Source organism: Limimaricola cinnabarinus, assembly GCF_047631075.1.
GTDB lineage: Bacteria > Pseudomonadota > Alphaproteobacteria > Rhodobacterales > Rhodobacteraceae > Limimaricola > Limimaricola cinnabarinus.
Genome location: NZ_JBLHYX010000016.1, coordinates 21,354 through 38,867 on the forward strand (window position 1 = coordinate 21,354; position 17,514 = coordinate 38,867).

The following is a 17,514-nucleotide window of genomic DNA, read 5'->3' on the forward strand; positions in this document are numbered from 1 at the left end:
TGAACGTTCGGCCGAAAAGCCGGCCCCGCCTCGATCAAAGAATTCAGCCGGTGCCCGTGGCGCGTTCTTCCTCGGCGCGATTGAGCACCATTCCCAAGATCGGCTTGTCGTCGCCGATGCGGCGCACGGCCTCGCGGATCTGCTCGGCGCTGTTGCGCCCGCCGCCCACCACCATCAGCACGCAGTCGTAGCGGTCGCGAAATGCGGTGACATCGTCGTGGTTCAGTGCCGGGGGCAGGTCGAACAGCACCGCGTCGGGCGCCAGCTCCTCCTGCATCTGGTCCAGAACCATGCCGGCCTTGGGGTCCTGCAGAAGCTCGGCGGGATAAGTCTCGGCCCGGTCGTTGAGCCCGACCGCGAGGCCGCCGATGCCGAGCAGGTTCTGCCCGACCCGCTGCAGCTGCGTGCCGCTCGACGTGACGCCGCGCATCCAGTCGGAAATGGGGCCGGGGGCGGTCAGGCCCAGCACCTCCGCCAAGCCCGGCGCGCGCATGTCGAGATCGAGCAGTACGGTGCGCCGGTTCTCGTAGCGCGACAGCGCTATGGCGAGGTTGGCGGCGGTGAAGGTCTTGCCACAGCCGCGCGTGGGCGAGGTGATCGCCACCCGCTTCCAGCCATGTTCGTCGAGCGCCTGCAGCAGCCGCGTGCGCAGCAGGTCGAAGGCGGCATGGGCGGGGTCGCGGCGGCTTGCCGTGATGACGAGGTTGCTCTCGAGCGCCGCCTCGTCGACCGGGACGCGCCGCAGGCTGCCCCACAAATCGTGTAACTGCGGCAGCAGCACCTCTTCGTTGCCGAGCACGGCGGCGCGCAACGCGCGGGTCGTGGAATCGGGCTGCACGGGCTCAGGGGTCTGCTCGGTTCGTTGATCGGGCCCGGCCTTTTCTGGGCCTGGGGCCTTGGTCTGCGGCTCCAGCGCAGAGACCCGGTCGAGAATCGCGGCGCGGGCCCCCGCGTCGAGGCGTCTGCGCCCGTCCCGTCTGCTGCGTTCGCTCATTTCCGCTCGTCCCGTCACACGCTCGATCAAGGCGAGGATAGCCCGGAAAGCGGGGCGAGAATAAGCCCCGATCGCAGCCCTTCCGAGCCGGGCGTCACTTGTACTCGATCAGCCGCATCTCACGGCGGCGCAGGCGGCGCAGGCGATAGGTGATCATGCCTTGAGCGTTGGGCAGCTTGGACAAGGTCAGCAGCGCCGCCAGACCCGCCGCCCGTCGCGCGGGCTGCCCCTCGCCGCGCAGGCGGCGCGCGCTGCGCGCCCAGCTTGCGCCGTAGAGCAGCGCCACTGCCGATGGCAGGGCGGGGCCAAGCGCGATCCCGCCCAGGATCGCCCCGATCGGCAGCGCCATGCCCCAGAGCCGGACCCGGCGCCGTTCGCCTGCGAAATGGCCGGGGTGACGGTCGCCCACCTCGGCAAAGCCATGCCCCGCGCGGACCGAACGCCGCCACCATTGGTCCAGACGGGTCATCGCGATGTCATGGCGGGTCATGGCGCGCGGCAGACGGTGCACCCGCAGGCCGGCGGCGCGCATCCGCAGGCAAAGATCCTCGTCCTCCGAGCAGATGATCGCCCCGTCGAAGCCGTCCAAGGCGTCGAATTGCGCAGCCCGCAGCATCATATCACCGCCGCAGGCCGCGATGTCGCCCGGCGGCCGGTGCCACTCCCATTCGGCCATGGCGTTGTAAAGCGTGGCCTCCGGCGCAGTTTCGGTGCGCCAGCCGGTAACGATGCCGATGCCGGGATCGGCGGTCAACGCCGCCGCCCCGGCATCGAGCCAGCAGGGTTCGAGCGCGCAATCTCCGTCGATGAACTGCACCATGTCGGGCAGGCCCGCCTTCTTCAGGGCCGCGAACCCCGCATTGCGGGCCCGCGCGGCGGTGAAGGGGGCGTCGGTGTCCAGCTTGACGATCTCGGCGTCCGCGGCGCGCGCGATGGCGAGGCTGTCATCGGTCGAACCCGAATCGACATAGACGACGCGCGCGCCCGAGCCTTCGAGCGAGGCCAGGCATTGCGCCAGCCGCGCACCTTCATTGCGGCCGATGGCGACGACGCCGATCCGCGCGCTCATGCGGCGGGCTCGGGGCGGATCGGCCCGCCGGAGCCGTGTCGCAGCAAGGTGAGCATCCGTCTGGCCTCCAGTTTCACGTCGAACTGCGCGATCACCATCGCGCGGCCCTGCGCCCCCATCTGCGCGCGCCGCGTCGCGTCACCCGCAAGCGCCGCGATCGCCTCTGCCAGCGGGGCTTCGGCCCCCGGCGGTACCAAGAGGCCCGACCGTTCGTGCTCGACCAGTTCGGCCACGCCGCCGACCCGCGTGGCGATCACCGGCCGGGCCGCCGCCATCGCCTCCATCAACACCACCGGCACGCCTTCGGCAAAGGAGGGCAGCACCAGAATGCCGGTTTCCTTGAGCATCCGTGCCACCTCGGCCTGACCCCGATAGCCGTGAAACCGCACCGCGTCGGCAAGGCCGAGGTCGCGCGCCAGCGCCTCGAGCGCGCCACGCGCCTCGCCGTCGCCGATCAGGTCGAGGCCGAGGGCGGGGCGCGTCGCGCGCGCCTGCGCCAGCGCGTGCAACAGCACGGCCACGCCCTTGACCGCCGAAAGGCGTCCCACGAAAAGCAGCCGGTCGTCGGGCGTGGACCGGGCCTTGGCATAGAGCGCGGGATCGACACCGCAATGCACCACGTGCAGCTTGTGCCAATGCGCGGGGTCCGAGAACAGCATCGCCTGCGATCGCGCGAAATCCGAGATGCAGGCGACGAAGCTGGCGCGGGCGATCTTTTCGCCCAAGGCCCAATGCTCGGGCGCGAAGAAGATGTCGGGGCCGTGCAGGGTGAAGCTGTGCGGCAGGTCCGCGATCTCGGCGGCGAGCATCGCGACCGTGCCCGACGACTTGGCGATGTGGTTGTGAAGATGGGTGATGCCGCGCGCCTTCATCCGATGCGCCAGCACCAGCGCCTCGCCGAAATAGACAAGGTTGTAGATGCGGCCCCTCAGGCCCTTGGGAGCCGTGCGCCACGCCAGCGCCAGCGCGCGGGCGAAGCGGTGCGGATGGCGCAGCGCCGAGAGTTTGGCACAGGTCATGCGCCACGGGTGGAGCGCGGTCTCCAGAAGGTGGAAGGTGGCGGCGGCCTCGGCGCGCTGCTCGGGGCCGACATGGTGCGACGGGTCGGTGCGCCGCACCGAGGCGGTCTCGACCGTCACGCCCAGCGCGCGCAGCGCTGCCACCTCGCGCTGGATGAAGGTGTCGGTGGCGCGGGGGTATTCGCCGGTAAGCCACATCACCGGGCCGGGCGCGCTCATGCCGCGCCCCGCGCAGCCGCCATCGCCGCCTCGAACCCGGCTTCGGCCCGAAAGCCCAGCGCATGGGCGCGGGCGTTGGCATAGCGCAGCGGCATCAGCCGGGCGCGCAGGGTCTCGCGGCGCAGCAGGCCGGGCAGGCGGGGTCCGAGCGGCGTCAGCAGTCCGGCGGCCGCGTCGAAGCCGCGCCAGTCCAACGGCAGGCCGCGCCGGCCCAGCGCCGTAAGATAGCGCGCCCGGTCGGGCCGGTCGTCGTCGAGAGCGTGGATCACCTCGACCGCCTCCGTCTGCGGCCTCGTCGCGGCGAGCACGAGGATCTGCGCCGCATGCGGCAGCCAGCAGAGCGGCAACTCGCCCGCGTGGCGCGGTCCGAAGGTCAGCGGTCCGAGCGAGAGGCCCATATGCCCGTTCCACAGCCGTCCCGGCCCGAAGATCGCGCCGGGCCGCACGATCCGCAGCGGCACGCCGTGGCGCGCGGATATCTTACGCGCATCGCGCTCCTGCGCGATCTTGGCGCGGGCATAGGCATCACGCGCCTCGGGGCGCGGCTCCGTTGGCGTGGTTTCGTCCACGAGATCGAAGGGCGCGAGAGCGTCGGTTCCCAGCACCGAGATCGAGCCGACCAGCACCAGCCGCGTCCCGGCCTGCGCGGCCTGCTCCAGCAGTGCAGCGCTCGGGGCCACGGTGTTGCGCATCTGCGCCGCGTCGTCGCCCTCCAGCCGCGCCGCCGCGTGGATCACGGCCCCGACCCCGTCGAGAGGGGGAATGTTTCGCGCGAGGTCGGCGCGGACCACCTCGATGCCGGGATCGGCGGCCCAGCCGGTCGGGGCCGCGCCGCGCAGGATCGCGCGCACCGGATGGCCCTCCGCCCGCGCACGGTCCACCACGGCCCGGCCCAGAAACCCGGTCGCGCCGGTGATGGCGATCACATCGCCCAAGGCATCGGCTCCATCGGGTCGCAGCGCGTCGTCATCTCGCGCACGGCTCCTTCCTGTATGGCCAAGGTCACCTCGGTCAGGTGCAGCGCATAGGCCCCCGAAAGGCGGCTTTCGCGGCCCTGCGCGATCGCATCGAGCATCTCGGCCGGGCCCAGCGCGAAATCCATCCGCGCGGCGCCGCGCCGACCGGGCTTGGGTTGAGGCGCGCCCTTGAGCGAAACGTCGCGGGCCAGCGGGCTTTCGAGCAGGCGGCGACGCAGGCGCATCCGGCGGCGGTAGCGCACGGGGGCGTGGTTGTCCCAAGCGCGGGCGACCTCGATCACGCCTTCATCCGCGATCACCCGCAGCCGGTGGTCGTGCGGGGCCGCGATCGAGCAGGTGAGCCGCGCCACGGGGCCGGTTTCGAAGAACAGCGCCGCCACCGAGAAATCCGGCGCCGCATGGCGTACCCCCGGCTTGTCTGGGATCACTTCGGCCGCTGCCGACACCACCCGCGCCACGGGGCCGAAATGCGCGATCAGCCATGACAGCCAGTAGCCCGCATGTTCGAGCGTGCAGCCGGTCGCGAATTCGTCCTCGGCGGGCCATGGCGCGCCGCTTTCGCTGATCCAGTCCTGATAGGGGGCCTGCGGGATGAAGCCGTCGTCGAGCTCGGCGTAGATCAGCCGCGGCGCGCCTCCCAGGCTCATGCGCAGCGCCCGCCCCAGCCCTTGCGCCGATTGCGACAGTACCGAGGAGGGGGCGGTGGCGAGTTGCAGGCCCCGCGCGCGGGCGAGGTCGTGCAGCTCGCGCGCGGTCTCCATGTCGGTGACCATCGGCTTTTCCGACCAGACATGGCGGCTTGCCCGCAGGCAGCCGCGGGTGATCGGGGCATGGCTGCGGGGGTTGGTGAGGTTGAGAACCAGCCCGTCATGCGGCAGGGCCGCGCAGGCGGCCGCCGCGTCAGGCAGCGGCGTCACGCCCCAATGCGCGCAGAATGCGGCCTGCCGCGCGGGGTCACGGTCATGGGCGCCCACCACCCGGATGTCGGGGTGGGCCTTGAGGCTGCGCATATAGAGATCGGCGACATAGCCGCATCCGATCACCGTGACATCTTTCATCGTGGCGCGGCTCCGTCCGGTCAATGAGACACCCGACCGCTTCCGGTCCGGCGCCGAGTGGTACAAAAGGGACGTGGCGGCAATGCGGCGGCCACGAGGTTCTTGGGGCATGGCTATTCCAGCCCGCGGCTCTCGCCAAGGGGCCGGTGCGACACGGGGAACGGAGAATGGAGTTCGATCACGGAGCGGGCCGGGTGCGGGTCAACATGACCGATCGCGCGGCGCTCATCGCCGAAGTGGCGGCGCGGCTGCGACAAAGGAAGGGCTTCGCGCTGGCGACGCTCAATCTCGATCACCTCGTGAAGCTGCGTCACGACGCAGGGTTCCGCGCCGCCTATGAGGCGCAGGATCTGGTGACCGCCGACGGCAACCCGGTGGTCTGGCTGTCGCGGCTGGCGGGCCGCGAGGTGGCGCTTCTGCCCGGCTCCGACCTCGTCGTGCCGCTGGCGCGCGAGGCGGCGGCGCAGGGCGTGGCGCTGGCCTTCATCGGCGGCACCGAGAACAGCCTCGCGCGCGCGGCCCATGCCCTGGAACGGCTCGTGCCGGGGCTTCGGGTCGTGGCGCGGATCGCGCCGCCGATGGGCTTCGACCCCGATGGCGCCGAGGCGCGCGCTGCCCTCGACGCCGTGGCCGAGAGCGGCACGGGCCTCGTCTTCCTCGCGCTGGGCGCGCCCAAGCAGGAGCGGCTCGCCGCGCGGGGCCGGGCTCTGCAGCCCGAGCTGGGCTTCGTGTCGATCGGCGCGGGGCTCGATTTCCTAGCGGGTACGCAGCAGCGTGCGCCGCGCCTCGTGCGCAGGCTGGCGCTCGAATGGCTGTGGCGTGCGGGTTCGGACCCTAGGCGTCTCGCCGGGCGCTACGCGCGCTGCGCCGCGATCCTGCCGGGCCATGCGCTTCGGGCGTGGCGGATGCGGAGCTGATCGGTTCGCGGGATCGCCCCCGTGCAACCGGCCTGTGCAACCGCCCGGTGCAGCTGACCTGTGCAGTGACGCGCCAAGATCGCGGGGTGGGCGGGGTTTCGCGGAGGGCGGGCCACGGCTATCTTCGCCGCGATCCCCAGCAAAGGCGCCCAAGATGCCCCCCATCGTGTCGGTCCGTGACCTGACCAAGACCTATTCGGGCGGATTCACCGCCCTCGACCACGTGTCGCTCGATATCGAGGAAGGCGAGATCATCGCGCTGCTCGGCCCCAACGGTGCCGGCAAGACCACGCTGATCTCCACCGTCTGCGGCATCACCATGCCATCTGGCGGCACGGTCGAGGTGGGCGGCCACGACGTGGTGCGCGACTGGCGCCGCGCCCGCGACATGATCGGCCTCGTGCCGCAGGAAATCTCGCTCGAACCATTTTCGACCGTTTGGAACAACGTGCGCTTTACTCGCGGGCTGTTCGACCGTCCCCGCGACGATGCCTATCTGGAGCGGCTGCTGCGCGACCTGTCGCTGTGGGAAAAGCGCGACGCCAAGGTGATGGAGCTGTCGGGCGGCATGAAGCGCCGGGTGCTGATCGCCAAGGCGCTGAGCCATGGCCCCCGCGTGCTGTTCCTCGACGAGCCGACGGCGGGCGTCGACGTGGAACTGCGCCGCGACATGTGGCGCGTGGTCGCGCGGCTGCGCGAGGAGGGGGTAACCATCATCCTCACCACGCATTACATCGAGGAGGCCGAAGCCATCGCCGACCGGATCGGCGTCATCTCCAAGGGCCGGATCATGCTGGTCGAGCGCACCGAGGACCTGATGGCCCGTCTCGGGCGCAAGGAACTTCGGATCGAGCTGACCGAACCCGTCTCGGAGTTGCCCGAATCGCTCAGGCGCGAGGGCCTTGTGCGGGCCGAGGACGGATCGGCCTTGATCTACACCTACGACACCCGCGCCGAGCGCACCGGCATCACCGCGCTTCTGGCCGATATCCACGCGGCTGGGCTGCAACTGGCGGACCTCTCCACCAGCAATTCCAGTCTCGAGGAGATCTTCGTCGATCTCGTGAAGGAGGACGCGGCATGAATCTCGGCGCCATATCCGCGATCTACAAGGCCGAGATGGCCCGCTTCTTCCGCACCCTGCTGCAGAGCTTCATCTCGCCCGTCATCTCGACCTCGCTCTACTTCGTGGTCTTCGGCTCGGCCATCGGCAGCCGCATGGATCAGGTCGAGGGGGTGGATTACGCCGCCTTCATCATCCCGGGACTGATCATGCTCTCGGTGATGACGCAGGCCACCTCGAATGCCAGCTTCGCGATCTATTTCCCGAAGTTCATCGGCACGATGTACGAATACCTCTCCGCACCGATCAGCTTTCTGGAGGTGACGCTCGGCTTCGTCGGGGCGGCGGCGACCAAGGCGCTGTTCATCGGCCTCGTGATTCTGGGCACCTCGTTCCTCTTCGTGGATTTCACGATACTGCACCCTCTGGCAATGCTGTCCTTCCTGCTGCTGACCTGCATCAGCTTCTCGCTTCTGGGCTTCATCATCGGCATCTGGGCCAAGAACTTCGAGCAGTTGCAGCTGATCCCGCTGCTGGTCATCACGCCGCTGGTGTTCTTGGGCGGCAGCTTCTACTCGATTTCGATGCTGCCTCCGGCATGGCAGATCGTCACCCGGTTCAACCCTGTGGTGTATCTGATCTCGGGCTTCCGCTGGTCCTTCTTCGGGCAGGCCGACGTGTCGATCGGCGTGAGCCTCGCCGCGATCAGCCTGTTCACGGCGATCTGCCTCGGGATCATCTGGCTCATCTTCCGCACCGGCTGGCGCATCCGCTCCTGACCTTGTGATGGGATCGTGCGGGGCCTAGATGTCAGCCATGATGAATTGGCTGCCGTTCCGCCCCAAGGGCCCCGTCGTTTCGGTCATCCGCCTGCAGGGCGCCATCGGCGCGGGCGGCCGCGGTCTCGATGATGCGGGCACCGCCGCGATGATCGAAAGAGCATTCAAGCGCGGCAAGCCCGCCGCCGTCGCCATCGAGATCAACTCGCCCGGCGGCTCGCCGGTGCAATCGGCGCTGATCGCCGCGCGCATCCGGCGGCTGTCGGAGGAAAAGAGCGTGCCCGTCATCGCCTTCGTCGAGGACGTGGCGGCGTCGGGCGGCTACTGGCTGGCCAGCGCCGCCGACGAGATCTTCGTCGATCGTGGCTCGATCATGGGCTCGATCGGCGTGATCTCGGCGGGCTTCGGCGCGCATGAATTCCTTGAGCGCCATGGCGTCGAGCGCCGCGTGCACACCGCCGGGAAATCCAAGAGTTTCCTCGACCCGTTCCGTCCCCAGAACCCGGAAGACGTGGCGCGGCTCGAACGCTGGCTCGGCGAGATGCATGACTACTTCATCGATCATGTGAAGAGCCGGCGCGGCGCGAAGCTCACCGACGACCCGGATCTTTTCACCGGAGAGATCTGGATCGGCACGCGCGCGGTCGAAAAGGGCCTCGCCGACGGGATCGGGCATCTGGTGCCGGTGCTCGAGGCGCGTTTCGGCGACAAGATGCGCCTGCGACGCTATGCCAAGCGCCGGCCGCTCCTGAGCCGCATCGGCGCGGCTCTGGCGGGCGAGACGATGGGCGCCATCGAAGAGCGCGCAAGCTTCGCCCGCTTCGGTCTTTGAGATGCTGATCAAGATCGTCACCCTGTTTCTGGTAGGCATGATCGTGCTTGCCATGTTCGGAAAATTGCGGCTTCCCAAGCCGGGCGGACCCAAGGGGCTGCTCGGCCGGGGCCGCTGCGTCGCCTGCGGGCGACCGAGGATAGGCAAGGGGCCTTGCCCCTGCGGAAAGGACAAGATCTGATGGACTGGCTGATGGTGGCGGCGGGGCTCGTGCTCCTCGTCTTCGCGGGGGATGCGCTGGTGAAGGGGGCGGTGAACCTCGCTCTGCGCCTGGGGATACCGGCGCTGATCGTGTCGCTCACGGTCGTGGCTTTCGGCACCTCCGCGCCTGAGCTTCTGGTCTCCATCGACGCGATCCTCAAGGGCACGCCGGGCCTCGCGCTGGGCAATGTCGTGGGCTCCAACGTCGCCAACGTGCTTCTGGTCCTCGGCATCCCGGCGCTGATCACCACGCTGCACGCCAGCGGCGGCTCCGACACGCGGTCTAGCTTTTTGCAGATGATGGCGGCCACGGCGCTGTTCATGGCGCTGGCCTTCACCGGGGTGCTGAGCTGGGGCGCGGGGCTGGTGCTGCTGGCGGCGCTGACGGCGATGCTGCTTTATGCCGCGCGGGTGGCGCACAAGCACCGCAACGGCGGCACGACGGAAGAAGAGGTCGAGGGCGCGGACCCGAAGATGCGCGGCTGGAAGGTCGCGGCCTATCTTCTGGCCGGTGTCATCGGCCTGCCCGTGGGGGCCGATCTTCTGGTAACCGGCGCGGTATCGATCGCCGAGACCTTCGGCATTTCCGACACCGCGATCGGCCTGACCCTCGTCGCCATCGGCACCTCGCTGCCCGAGCTGGCCACCACCGTCATGGCCGCCATCCGGCGCGAGGCCGACGTGGCGATGGGCAACGTGATCGGCTCCAACATGTTCAACCTGCTGGGCATCATCGGCGTGGCGAGCCTCGTCGGGCCGATCCCGGTGGCCTCCGACGTCATGGGCTTCGATCTTTGGGTGATGCTGGCGGCCTCGCTGCTGCTGGTGCCCTTCGTCTATATGGGGCGCGACGTGACGCGCGGCTGGGGCGTGGTGCTGACCGCGCTCTATGTCGGCTACGGCGCGATGGTGCTGGTATGAGGGCGCGTGCGCTCGTCACCGGTGCCGGCGCGCGGCTGGGCCGCGCCATGGCGCTCGATCTGGGCCGTCGCGGCTTTGACGTGATCGTCCATTACAACACCTCGCAGGACCCGGCCGAAGAGGTTGTGGCCGAGATCCGCGCCATGGGCCGCGAGGCCCATGCCCTTGGTGCGGACCTGCTCGATGAGGCCGCGGTGCAGGGGCTCATTCCGCGCGCGGTCGAGGCTCTGGGCGGGCCGATCACCTGCCTCGTCAACTCGGCCTCGATCTTCGAGTATGACAGCATCGAGAGCGGCACCCGCGAGAGCTGGGACCGCGCCATGGAAAGCAACCTGCGCGCCCCCGTGGTGCTGACGCAAAAGGTGGCCGAAGGCATCACAGCGCCCGCCCATGACGCGCGTGGCGAGCCCGTGGCGCAGGGGCTCGTGGTCAACATCATCGACCAGAGGGTGCGCAAGCTCACGCCCGATTTCATGTCCTACACCATCGCCAAGATGGGGCTGTGGGCCTTTACCCGCACGGCGGCGCAGGCGCTGGCGCCACGGCTTCGGGTCAACGCCATCGGCCCCGGCCCGACGCTGCAGGGCGCGAACCAGTCCGACGCGCATTACGCGGCCCAGCGCGCCAACACGGTGCTGGAGCGCGGCTCCAACCCCGAGGATATCTGCGCGGCGCTGGGCTATTTCCTCGACGCGCCCGGCGTCACGGGGCAGCTTCTATGCGTCGATGGCGGCCAGCATCTAGGCTGGCAGACCCCGGATATCCAAGGCCACAACTGATTCCGCGCGCAGCCTCGGGCACCGGCTCATCCACTCGATTGTCCACCGGGGCTGTGCGCAATCTGTCCCGGAGGAGCGCCGGGATGAAATCTTTGCGATCCGAGGCGGTTTGCGTAGGGAAAACAGGGGGATGGGATGTGCCTAAAAGGCGGGCAAACTTATCAACCCGCTGACTATCCACAAGAAATCCCTGCCGTCCCGGCCCTGCCCACATCCTTATCCCCAGAAACAGTGGACAGCTTTGCATGAGGCGCGGGGATAACTAGATTGCAGGGCCAGCGCCTGATCCCGATATGGACCGCATGACCGACACCCAGACCGCCACGCCCGATGCCCCTCTCACCGGCCACGAGCTGATCCGTTCGCAGCTGCGGCTGATCGACGGTTCGCCGGGGGTCTACCGGATGCTCGATGCCGAAAGCCGGGTGCTCTATGTCGGCAAGGCGCGCAACCTGCGCGCTCGTGTGTCGAGCTATGCCCGGCCCACGGGCCATTCGGGCCGGATCGCGCGGATGATCCGCGAAACCGCGTCGATGATGTTCCTCACCACGCGGACCGAGACCGAGGCGCTGCTTCTGGAGCAGAACCTCATCAAGCAACTCAAGCCGCGCTACAACGTGCTTTTGCGCGACGACAAGTCCTTCCCGAACATCCACATCTCGGCGCATGATTTCCCGCAGATCGGCAAGCATCGCGGCGCCCGCAAGGGCGAGGGGCAGTTCTTCGGTCCCTTCGCCAGCGCGGGCGCCGTGAACCGCACGCTGAACCAGCTGCAGCGCGCGTTCCTGCTGCGCAACTGCACGGATTCGGTGTTCGAGGGCCGCACGCGCCCCTGTCTGCTGCACCAGATCAAGCGCTGTTCGGCGCCCTGCACCGGCGAGATCAGCCGCGAGGATTATGCGCGCTCGGTCGAGGACGCGGTGCGTTTTCTGTCGGGCAAGTCGACGCAGGTGCAGGAGGTGCTGGGCCGCCAGATGGCCGAGGCCAGCGAGGCGATGGAGTTCGAACGCGCCGCCGCCTTGCGCGACCGGATCCGGGCGCTGACGCAGGTGCAGACCGCGCAGGGCATCAATCCGCGGAGCGTCTCCGAGGCCGACGTGATCGCGCTCCATGTCGAGGGTGGGCAGGCCTGCGTGCAGGTCTTCTTCATCCGCGGTAACCAGAACTGGGGCAACCGCGACTATTATCCGCGCGTTTCGGGCGAGGAGGACCCCTCCGAGGTCATGCAGGCCTTCGTGGGCCAGTTCTACTCCGACCGAGAACCGCCGCGTCAGTTGATCCTGAGCCACGGGCTCGACGATCCCGAGCTGATGGCCACGGCGCTGTCGGACAAACTCGGTCGCAAGGTCGAGGTGATCGTGCCCCAGCGCGGCGAAAAGGCCGAGCTGGTCGAGGGCGCGCAGCGCAACGCACGCGAGAGCCTGGCCCGCAAGATGAGCGAGACGGCAACCCAAGGACGGCTGCTGCGCGGTCTGGCCGAAGCCTTCGGCCTCGACGAGGCCCCGCGCCGGATCGAAGTCTACGACAACTCCCACATCATGGGCACCGACGCGGTGGGCGGGATGATCGTCGCGGGGCCCGAGGGCTTCGAGAAGAGCCAGTACCGCAAGTTCAACATCAAGGGCACCGAGATCACGCCGGGCGACGATTTTGGCATGATGAAGGAGGTGCTGACGCGCCGCTTCTCGCGGCTCCTCAAGGAGGATCCGAACCGCGAGAGCCCGTCCTGGCCCGATCTTCTGCTCATCGATGGCGGTGCGGGGCAGGTGAGCGCGGTGCAGGAGATTCTCGACGAACTGGGCGTCGACGACGTGGCGATGATCGGCGTCGCCAAGGGCGTCGACCGCGATCACGGCAAGGAGGAGTTCCACCGCACCGGCCTGCGGCCCTTTGCACTGCCCAGAAACGACCCGGTGCTCTACTTCGTGCAGCGCCTGCGGGACGAGGCGCACCGTTTTGCCATCGGCACCCACCGCGCCAAGCGGTCCAAAGCCGTGGGCGCGACGCCGCTCGACGAGATCGCGGGCGTGGGTGCCACGCGCAAACGCGCCCTTCTGGCACATTTCGGCTCGGCCAAGGCGGTGAGCCGCGCCAACCTTGCCGATCTCAAGGCCGTGCAGGGGATTTCCGAAAGCCTCGCCGAAAAGATCTACGGTCACTTCCACGAACACGGCTGAGGCCGGGCGGGCCACTTTGCTCTGAAAACACTCCCGCCCGAGGCGGACCGCCGGTCGATGCGGGGTGGGCAGGGCGCAGGGTGGACGCTGGCTCTGGCAAGACCGGGGGCGCCGCGCTATCTCTGGTGCATGACATGGACCTTGCCCAACATCCTCACCGTTCTTCGCCTCCTCGCCGCTCCCGGCGTCGCAGTGATGTTTTTGTTCTTTGCCCGACCATGGGCCGACTGGTTCGCGCTGGTGCTTTTCGTCACCGCCGCCGTGACCGATTTTCTCGACGGCTACCTCGCCCGCGCCTGGAAACAGGAATCGAAGTTCGGCGCGATGCTCGATCCGATCGCCGACAAGGCGATGGTGATCATCGCGCTTCTGGTCATTACCGGTTTCTCGGGCATGAATCCGTGGATCCTGTTGCCCGCCACGCTGATCCTGTTCCGCGAGGTCTTCGTTTCGGGTCTGCGCGAGTTCCTCGGAGCCAAGGCGGGGCTGTTGAAGGTGACCAAGCTCGCCAAGTGGAAGACCACGGCGCAGATGGTCGCCATCGCCGTGTTGTTTTCCACCGGGGCCTTCGAGCATTACTTCGTCATGGAGAGCTTCGGCATGGATGAGACCATGATCGATTCGGTTCTGTCGGGTGGCACGCCGGACGAGGTCGGACTTGTCTGGAAATACTGGGGAATGATCATAAGCTGGTGGGCGGGGATCGTGCTTTTGTGGATCGCGGCGGTGCTGACCCTGATGACCGGGTGGGATTATTTCGCCAAGGCGCTGCCGTTCCTGCGCGAGGCGCCTGCACCTGCGCCGGGCCGGAGCCGTGCGCCATGATCGACATCGTCTATTTTGCCTGGGTGCGCGAGCGCATCGGCCTGCCCCGCGAGCGGATCGAGACCGAAGCCGCCACCGTTGCCGATCTGGTCGAGGAGCTGTGCGCCCGCGAGGAGCGTTATGCTGCGGCGTTCTCGGATGTCGCGGCTTTGCGCGTGGCGCTCGATCAGGAACTGTCGGAGTTCGACGCGCCCCTCGCGGGCGTGCGCGAGGTCGCGTTCTTTCCGCCGATGACCGGGGGCTGAGATGCAGATTCGCGTGCAGGAAGGGCCGTTCGACGCGGGCGCCGAACTCGACGCCTTCAGCCATGGCCGTCACGAGGTCGGTGCGGTGGTGAGCTTTACCGGCATCGTGCGCGACCCCGAGGGCGGGCTGATCCGGATGGAGATCGAGCATTATCCCGGCATGACCGAATCCGCGATCACCGCGATTGCCGAGACGGCCAAGGCGCGCTGGGGTCTTGCCGATCTCCTGGTGATCCACCGTCACGGCGCGCTGCCATTGGGTCAGCCGATCATGATGGTGGCCACCGCGGCCGCGCATCGCCGCGCCGCCTTCGAGGCGGCCGAATACCTGATGGACTACCTCAAGTCGCGCGCCCCCTTCTGGAAGAAGGAGGTGACGCGGTCAGGCGCGCATTGGGTCGAGGCGACACCCGAGGACGAGGACGCGCTATTGCGTTGGTAGGGGCATTCACCTCGTCTTAGGGCGGGTGGCGCATGGTTGCGCGATCACCCTCAGACAGGGGTTTTCATGCCGCCCGAGCCTGATCAACCGACCGATCCCTTTGCCCATGCCCAGGCCCTCGACCTCGCCGATGCCCCCCGCCTCGTGCGCGAAGCCTTGGCCGAGCGGCGCACCGAACTGGCCTATCAGCCTGTCATCGTGACCAGAACCGGTGACATCGCCTTTCACGAGGGGCTGATCCGACTGCGCGATCATGCCGGGCGGCGGCTCCCGGCGCGACACTTCCTGCCCGGCGTGGAGGACACGGCGCTGGGCCGCGATCTCGATCGCGCCTCATTGCGCGAAGGGCTCGAGGCGCTGCGCCGCAACCCCGCGCTCAGGCTTTCGATCAACATGTCGGCCCGATCGATCGGCGACGGGCGTTGGCGGCGCGCGCTCGAGGACGGGCTGGCGCGCGGACCCGGCATCGGGGAGCGACTGATCCTCGAAATCTCCGAAACCTCGGCGATGACGCTGCCCGAGGTGGTCTGCCGCTTCATGGCCGAGATGCGGCCGCGCGGGGTGGGATTCGCGCTCGATGAATTCGGTGCAGGACAGACCGCGTTCCGGTACCTGCGCGACTTTCTATTCGACCTCGTCAAGATCGATGCGCATTTCGTACGCGGCATCGATGAAGATCCCGACAACCAGGTGCTCTGCGGCGCGCTCGTCGCCGTGGCACGGCAGTTCGGCATGGCGCATGTCGCCTGCGGGATCGAGACCGAGGCCGAGGCGAAGACGCTCGCCGGGCTCGGTGTGAATTGCCTGCAGGGCTATCTCTGGGGCCGCCCCGCCCGTGCGCCCGGACCAGCCGCCCGAATGCCGTTGCCCTGACGGCAAAGGCTGGTAGGCTCACCCCCGATCCGGGGTTCCGGCGCGTGCCGCCCCCTTTGTCAGGGAGAGTTTCATGACCAATGTCGTTATCGCCTCGGCCGCCCGCACCGCGGTGGGCAGCTTCGGCGGCGCCTTCGCCAACACCCCCGCGCATCAGCTTGGCGCAACCGTGCTCGAAGAGGTCGTCAGCCGCGCCGGTGTCGACAAGGCCGAGGTGAGCGAAACCATTCTGGGTCAGGTGCTGACCGCCGCACAGGGCCAGAACCCCGCCCGCCAAGCGCACATTATCGCGGGCCTGCCGCAGGAGGCCGCCGCCTGGGGCCTCAACCAGGTCTGCGGCTCGGGCCTGCGTGCCGTGGCGCTCGGCGCCCAGCATATCCAGCTCGGCGATGCCTCGATCATCTGCGCCGGCGGTCAGGAGAGCATGTCTCTAGCCCCGCACGCCCAGACGCTGCGGCAGGGCCAGAAGATGGGCGACATCAAGCTCACCGACACGATGATCAAGGACGGCCTGTGGGACGCGTTCAACGACTACCACATGGGCACCACCGCCGAGAACGTGGCGGGCCGTCACCAGATCACCCGTGAGATGCAGGACGAGTTCGCCGTCGCATCGCAGAACAAGGCCGAGGAGGCCCAGAAGGCAGGTCGCTTTAAGGACGAGATCGTCCCCTTCACCGTCAAGACCCGCAAGGGCGATATCGTCACCGACGCCGATGAATACATCCGCCACGGCGCCACCATCGACGCCATGGCCAAGCTGCGTCCGGCCTTCTCCAAGGACGGTACGGTCACGGCGGCCAACGCCTCGGGCCTCAACGACGGTGCCGCCGCGACGCTGCTGATGTCGGTCGATGAGGCGAACCGCCGGGGCATCACGCCGCTGGGCCGCATCGCTGCCTATGCCACCGCCGGTCTCGATCCGGCCTTCATGGGCGAAGGCCCGATCTATGCGTCGAAGAAGGCGCTTGAAAAGGCTGGCTGGTCGGTCGACGATCTGGACCTGATCGAGGCGAACGAGGCTTTCGCCGCGCAGGCGCTTGCGGTGAACAAGGAAATGGGCTGGGACCCGGCCAAGGTGAACGTGAACGGCGGCGCCATCGCCATCGGTCACCCGATCGGCGCCTCGGGCTGCCGCGTTCTCGTGACGCTGCTGCACGAGATGCAGCGCCGGGACGCAAAGAAGGGCCTTGCCACGCTATGCATCGGCGGCGGCATGGGCGTCGCCCTGTGCATCGAGCGCGACTGACGTGACCTGGACCGCCCCCCGACAACTCGTGTTTTCAGGGGGCGGTCTGCGCTGCTTCTGGCAAGGCGGCTTCATGGAGAGGCTCGGCCAGCGCGCCGAGATCGCGCCCGAACGCATCTGCGGCGTCTCGGGGGGGGCCTTGTCGGCCGCGGCCCATGTCGCGGACCGCGAACGCAAACTGCTCGATGCGATGTGCGCGGCCTTCGAGGAGCAGGACAGCAACCTCTTCGACCGCAAGGCGGGCGATATCAGCCCGCACCAACGGATCTATTGCAAGGTCGTCTCGAAGGTGCTCGACGAGGCGGCGGCCCGGGCCGTCGCGCATGGGCCGCGAACCCAGATCCTGATCGCGCACCCGCCCGCCGGGGGCCTGCCCAAGATCAGCGGCGTCGCCGCGGCGCTGGCCTATGAGGCCGAACTGCACCTGATCAATTCGCCGCATTTCTCTTGGGCAAACAAGCTGGGTCTTGAGGTCAGCCTGGTGGATGCGAACGCCGCTGCGCGCGAGGGGCGGCTCGTCGATCTGGTCTGTGCCGCGGCGGTGATCCCCCCGGTGTTCGAGCCGCCCGATTGGGACGGGCGCCCGGTCGTTGACGGCGGCATGGCCGATCAGGCCCCGATGCCCGAGCCCAACGAGGGCGAAACCCTGGTGCTGCTCACCCGGCGCTACCGCAAGTTGCCGAATGTGCCGGGGCGGCGCTACGTGATGCCCTCCGAAGAAACTCCCGCCGACAAGATCGATTTCACCGATCCGGGCAAGCTGCGCCGTACTTGGGAGCAGGGCGCACGCGACGCCGAGGCCTTTTGCAACGAGGTTGGGCTTGTTTGACCCTGCGTGATGCGAGACTGTCGAGACAGGCTGAACTGCATGTGAG

19 protein-coding genes are annotated in these 17,514 nt (G+C 68.4%); 14 read left to right on the top strand and 5 right to left on the bottom strand.

From position 1 onward, the window contains the following. Nucleotides 1-43: 43 nt before the first annotated feature. From ACJASC_RS13225 to ACJASC_RS13245, 5 genes are all read right to left on the bottom strand, one after another. Nucleotides 44-994, bottom strand: coding sequence for a CpsD/CapB family tyrosine-protein kinase (locus ACJASC_RS13225; protein WP_045320091.1), 951 nt, complete (start codon nucleotides 992-994; stop codon nucleotides 44-46). A 94-nt stretch (nucleotides 995-1,088) separates the two neighbouring features. Next, nucleotides 1,089-2,063 (bottom strand): glycosyltransferase family 2 protein, encoded by a 975-nt coding sequence (locus ACJASC_RS13230; protein ID WP_415146449.1) that lies wholly within the window; start codon nucleotides 2,061-2,063, stop codon nucleotides 1,089-1,091. Further along, nucleotides 2,060-3,301: a glycosyltransferase family 4 protein gene (locus ACJASC_RS13235; protein WP_415146450.1), complete on the bottom strand. Its 1,242-nt coding sequence runs from the start codon at nucleotides 3,299-3,301 to the stop codon at nucleotides 2,060-2,062. The genes ACJASC_RS13230 and ACJASC_RS13235 overlap by 4 nt, the downstream gene beginning before the upstream one ends. Then, nucleotides 3,298-4,227, bottom strand: a complete 930-nt coding sequence (locus ACJASC_RS13240) for an NAD-dependent epimerase/dehydratase family protein (protein WP_415146511.1) — start codon at nucleotides 4,225-4,227, stop codon at nucleotides 3,298-3,300. The genes ACJASC_RS13235 and ACJASC_RS13240 overlap by 4 nt, the downstream gene beginning before the upstream one ends. Beyond that, nucleotides 4,224-5,336: a Gfo/Idh/MocA family protein gene (locus ACJASC_RS13245; RefSeq protein WP_415146451.1), complete on the bottom strand. Its 1,113-nt coding sequence runs from the start codon at nucleotides 5,334-5,336 to the stop codon at nucleotides 4,224-4,226. The genes ACJASC_RS13240 and ACJASC_RS13245 overlap by 4 nt, the downstream gene beginning before the upstream one ends. Before the next feature lie 167 nt (nucleotides 5,337-5,503). On the opposite strand from ACJASC_RS13245, the gene ACJASC_RS13250 reads away from it, so the two are divergent. From ACJASC_RS13250 to ACJASC_RS13315, 14 genes are all read left to right on the top strand, one after another. Further along, nucleotides 5,504-6,253 carry a WecB/TagA/CpsF family glycosyltransferase gene (locus ACJASC_RS13250; protein ID WP_415146452.1) on the top strand — a complete coding sequence of 250 codons (750 nt, stop codon included), beginning with the start codon at nucleotides 5,504-5,506 and terminating at the stop codon, nucleotides 6,251-6,253. 154 nt (nucleotides 6,254-6,407) lie between these two features. Continuing rightward, complete coding sequence (locus ACJASC_RS13255; RefSeq protein WP_415146453.1) at nucleotides 6,408-7,337, top strand: ABC transporter ATP-binding protein; 930 nt, start codon at nucleotides 6,408-6,410, stop codon at nucleotides 7,335-7,337. Next, nucleotides 7,334-8,095 (top strand): ABC transporter permease, encoded by a 762-nt coding sequence (locus ACJASC_RS13260; protein WP_021694468.1) that lies wholly within the window; start codon nucleotides 7,334-7,336, stop codon nucleotides 8,093-8,095. The genes ACJASC_RS13255 and ACJASC_RS13260 overlap by 4 nt, the downstream gene beginning before the upstream one ends. Nucleotides 8,096-8,132: 37 nt before the next feature. Next, nucleotides 8,133-8,927: a S49 family peptidase gene (locus ACJASC_RS13265; RefSeq protein ID WP_415146454.1), complete on the top strand. Its 795-nt coding sequence runs from the start codon at nucleotides 8,133-8,135 to the stop codon at nucleotides 8,925-8,927. 1 nt (nucleotide 8,928) lies between these two features. Next, nucleotides 8,929-9,108 carry a hypothetical protein gene (locus ACJASC_RS13270; protein WP_415146455.1) on the top strand — a complete coding sequence of 60 codons (180 nt, stop codon included), beginning with the start codon at nucleotides 8,929-8,931 and terminating at the stop codon, nucleotides 9,106-9,108. Continuing rightward, the gene (locus tag ACJASC_RS13275) at nucleotides 9,108-10,049 is read left to right on the top strand and encodes a calcium/sodium antiporter (protein ID WP_415146456.1); all 942 of its coding nucleotides are present in this window, start codon (nucleotides 9,108-9,110) and stop codon (nucleotides 10,047-10,049) included. The genes ACJASC_RS13270 and ACJASC_RS13275 overlap by 1 nt, the downstream gene beginning before the upstream one ends. After that, nucleotides 10,046-10,828 (top strand): SDR family oxidoreductase, encoded by a 783-nt coding sequence (locus tag ACJASC_RS13280; RefSeq protein ID WP_415146457.1) that lies wholly within the window; start codon nucleotides 10,046-10,048, stop codon nucleotides 10,826-10,828. The genes ACJASC_RS13275 and ACJASC_RS13280 overlap by 4 nt, the downstream gene beginning before the upstream one ends. A gap of 302 nt (nucleotides 10,829-11,130) precedes the next feature. Then, complete coding sequence (uvrC, locus tag ACJASC_RS13285; protein WP_415146458.1) at nucleotides 11,131-13,005, top strand: excinuclease ABC subunit UvrC; 1,875 nt, start codon at nucleotides 11,131-11,133, stop codon at nucleotides 13,003-13,005. Nucleotides 13,006-13,134: 129 nt separating this feature from the next. Further along, the gene (pgsA, locus tag ACJASC_RS13290) at nucleotides 13,135-13,830 is read left to right on the top strand and encodes a CDP-diacylglycerol--glycerol-3-phosphate 3-phosphatidyltransferase (RefSeq protein WP_045320084.1); all 696 of its coding nucleotides are present in this window, start codon (nucleotides 13,135-13,137) and stop codon (nucleotides 13,828-13,830) included. Next, nucleotides 13,827-14,075, top strand: a complete 249-nt coding sequence (gene moaD, locus ACJASC_RS13295) for a molybdopterin converting factor subunit 1 (RefSeq protein WP_021694476.1) — start codon at nucleotides 13,827-13,829, stop codon at nucleotides 14,073-14,075. Before pgsA ends, moaD begins: the two co-directional genes overlap by 4 nt. Before the next feature lies 1 nt (nucleotide 14,076). Beyond that, nucleotides 14,077-14,517, top strand: a complete 441-nt coding sequence (locus ACJASC_RS13300) for a molybdenum cofactor biosynthesis protein MoaE (RefSeq protein ID WP_415146459.1) — start codon at nucleotides 14,077-14,079, stop codon at nucleotides 14,515-14,517. A 66-nt stretch (nucleotides 14,518-14,583) separates the two neighbouring features. After that, nucleotides 14,584-15,390, top strand: coding sequence for an EAL domain-containing protein (locus ACJASC_RS13305; RefSeq protein WP_415146460.1), 807 nt, complete (start codon nucleotides 14,584-14,586; stop codon nucleotides 15,388-15,390). 73 nt (nucleotides 15,391-15,463) lie between these two features. Next, nucleotides 15,464-16,639, top strand: a complete 1,176-nt coding sequence (locus ACJASC_RS13310) for an acetyl-CoA C-acetyltransferase (protein WP_021694479.1) — start codon at nucleotides 15,464-15,466, stop codon at nucleotides 16,637-16,639. Nucleotides 16,640-16,667: 28 nt separating this feature from the next. Continuing rightward, the gene (locus ACJASC_RS13315) at nucleotides 16,668-17,468 is read left to right on the top strand and encodes a patatin-like phospholipase family protein (RefSeq protein WP_415146512.1); all 801 of its coding nucleotides are present in this window, start codon (nucleotides 16,668-16,670) and stop codon (nucleotides 17,466-17,468) included. Nucleotides 17,469-17,514: the final 46 nt, after the last annotated feature.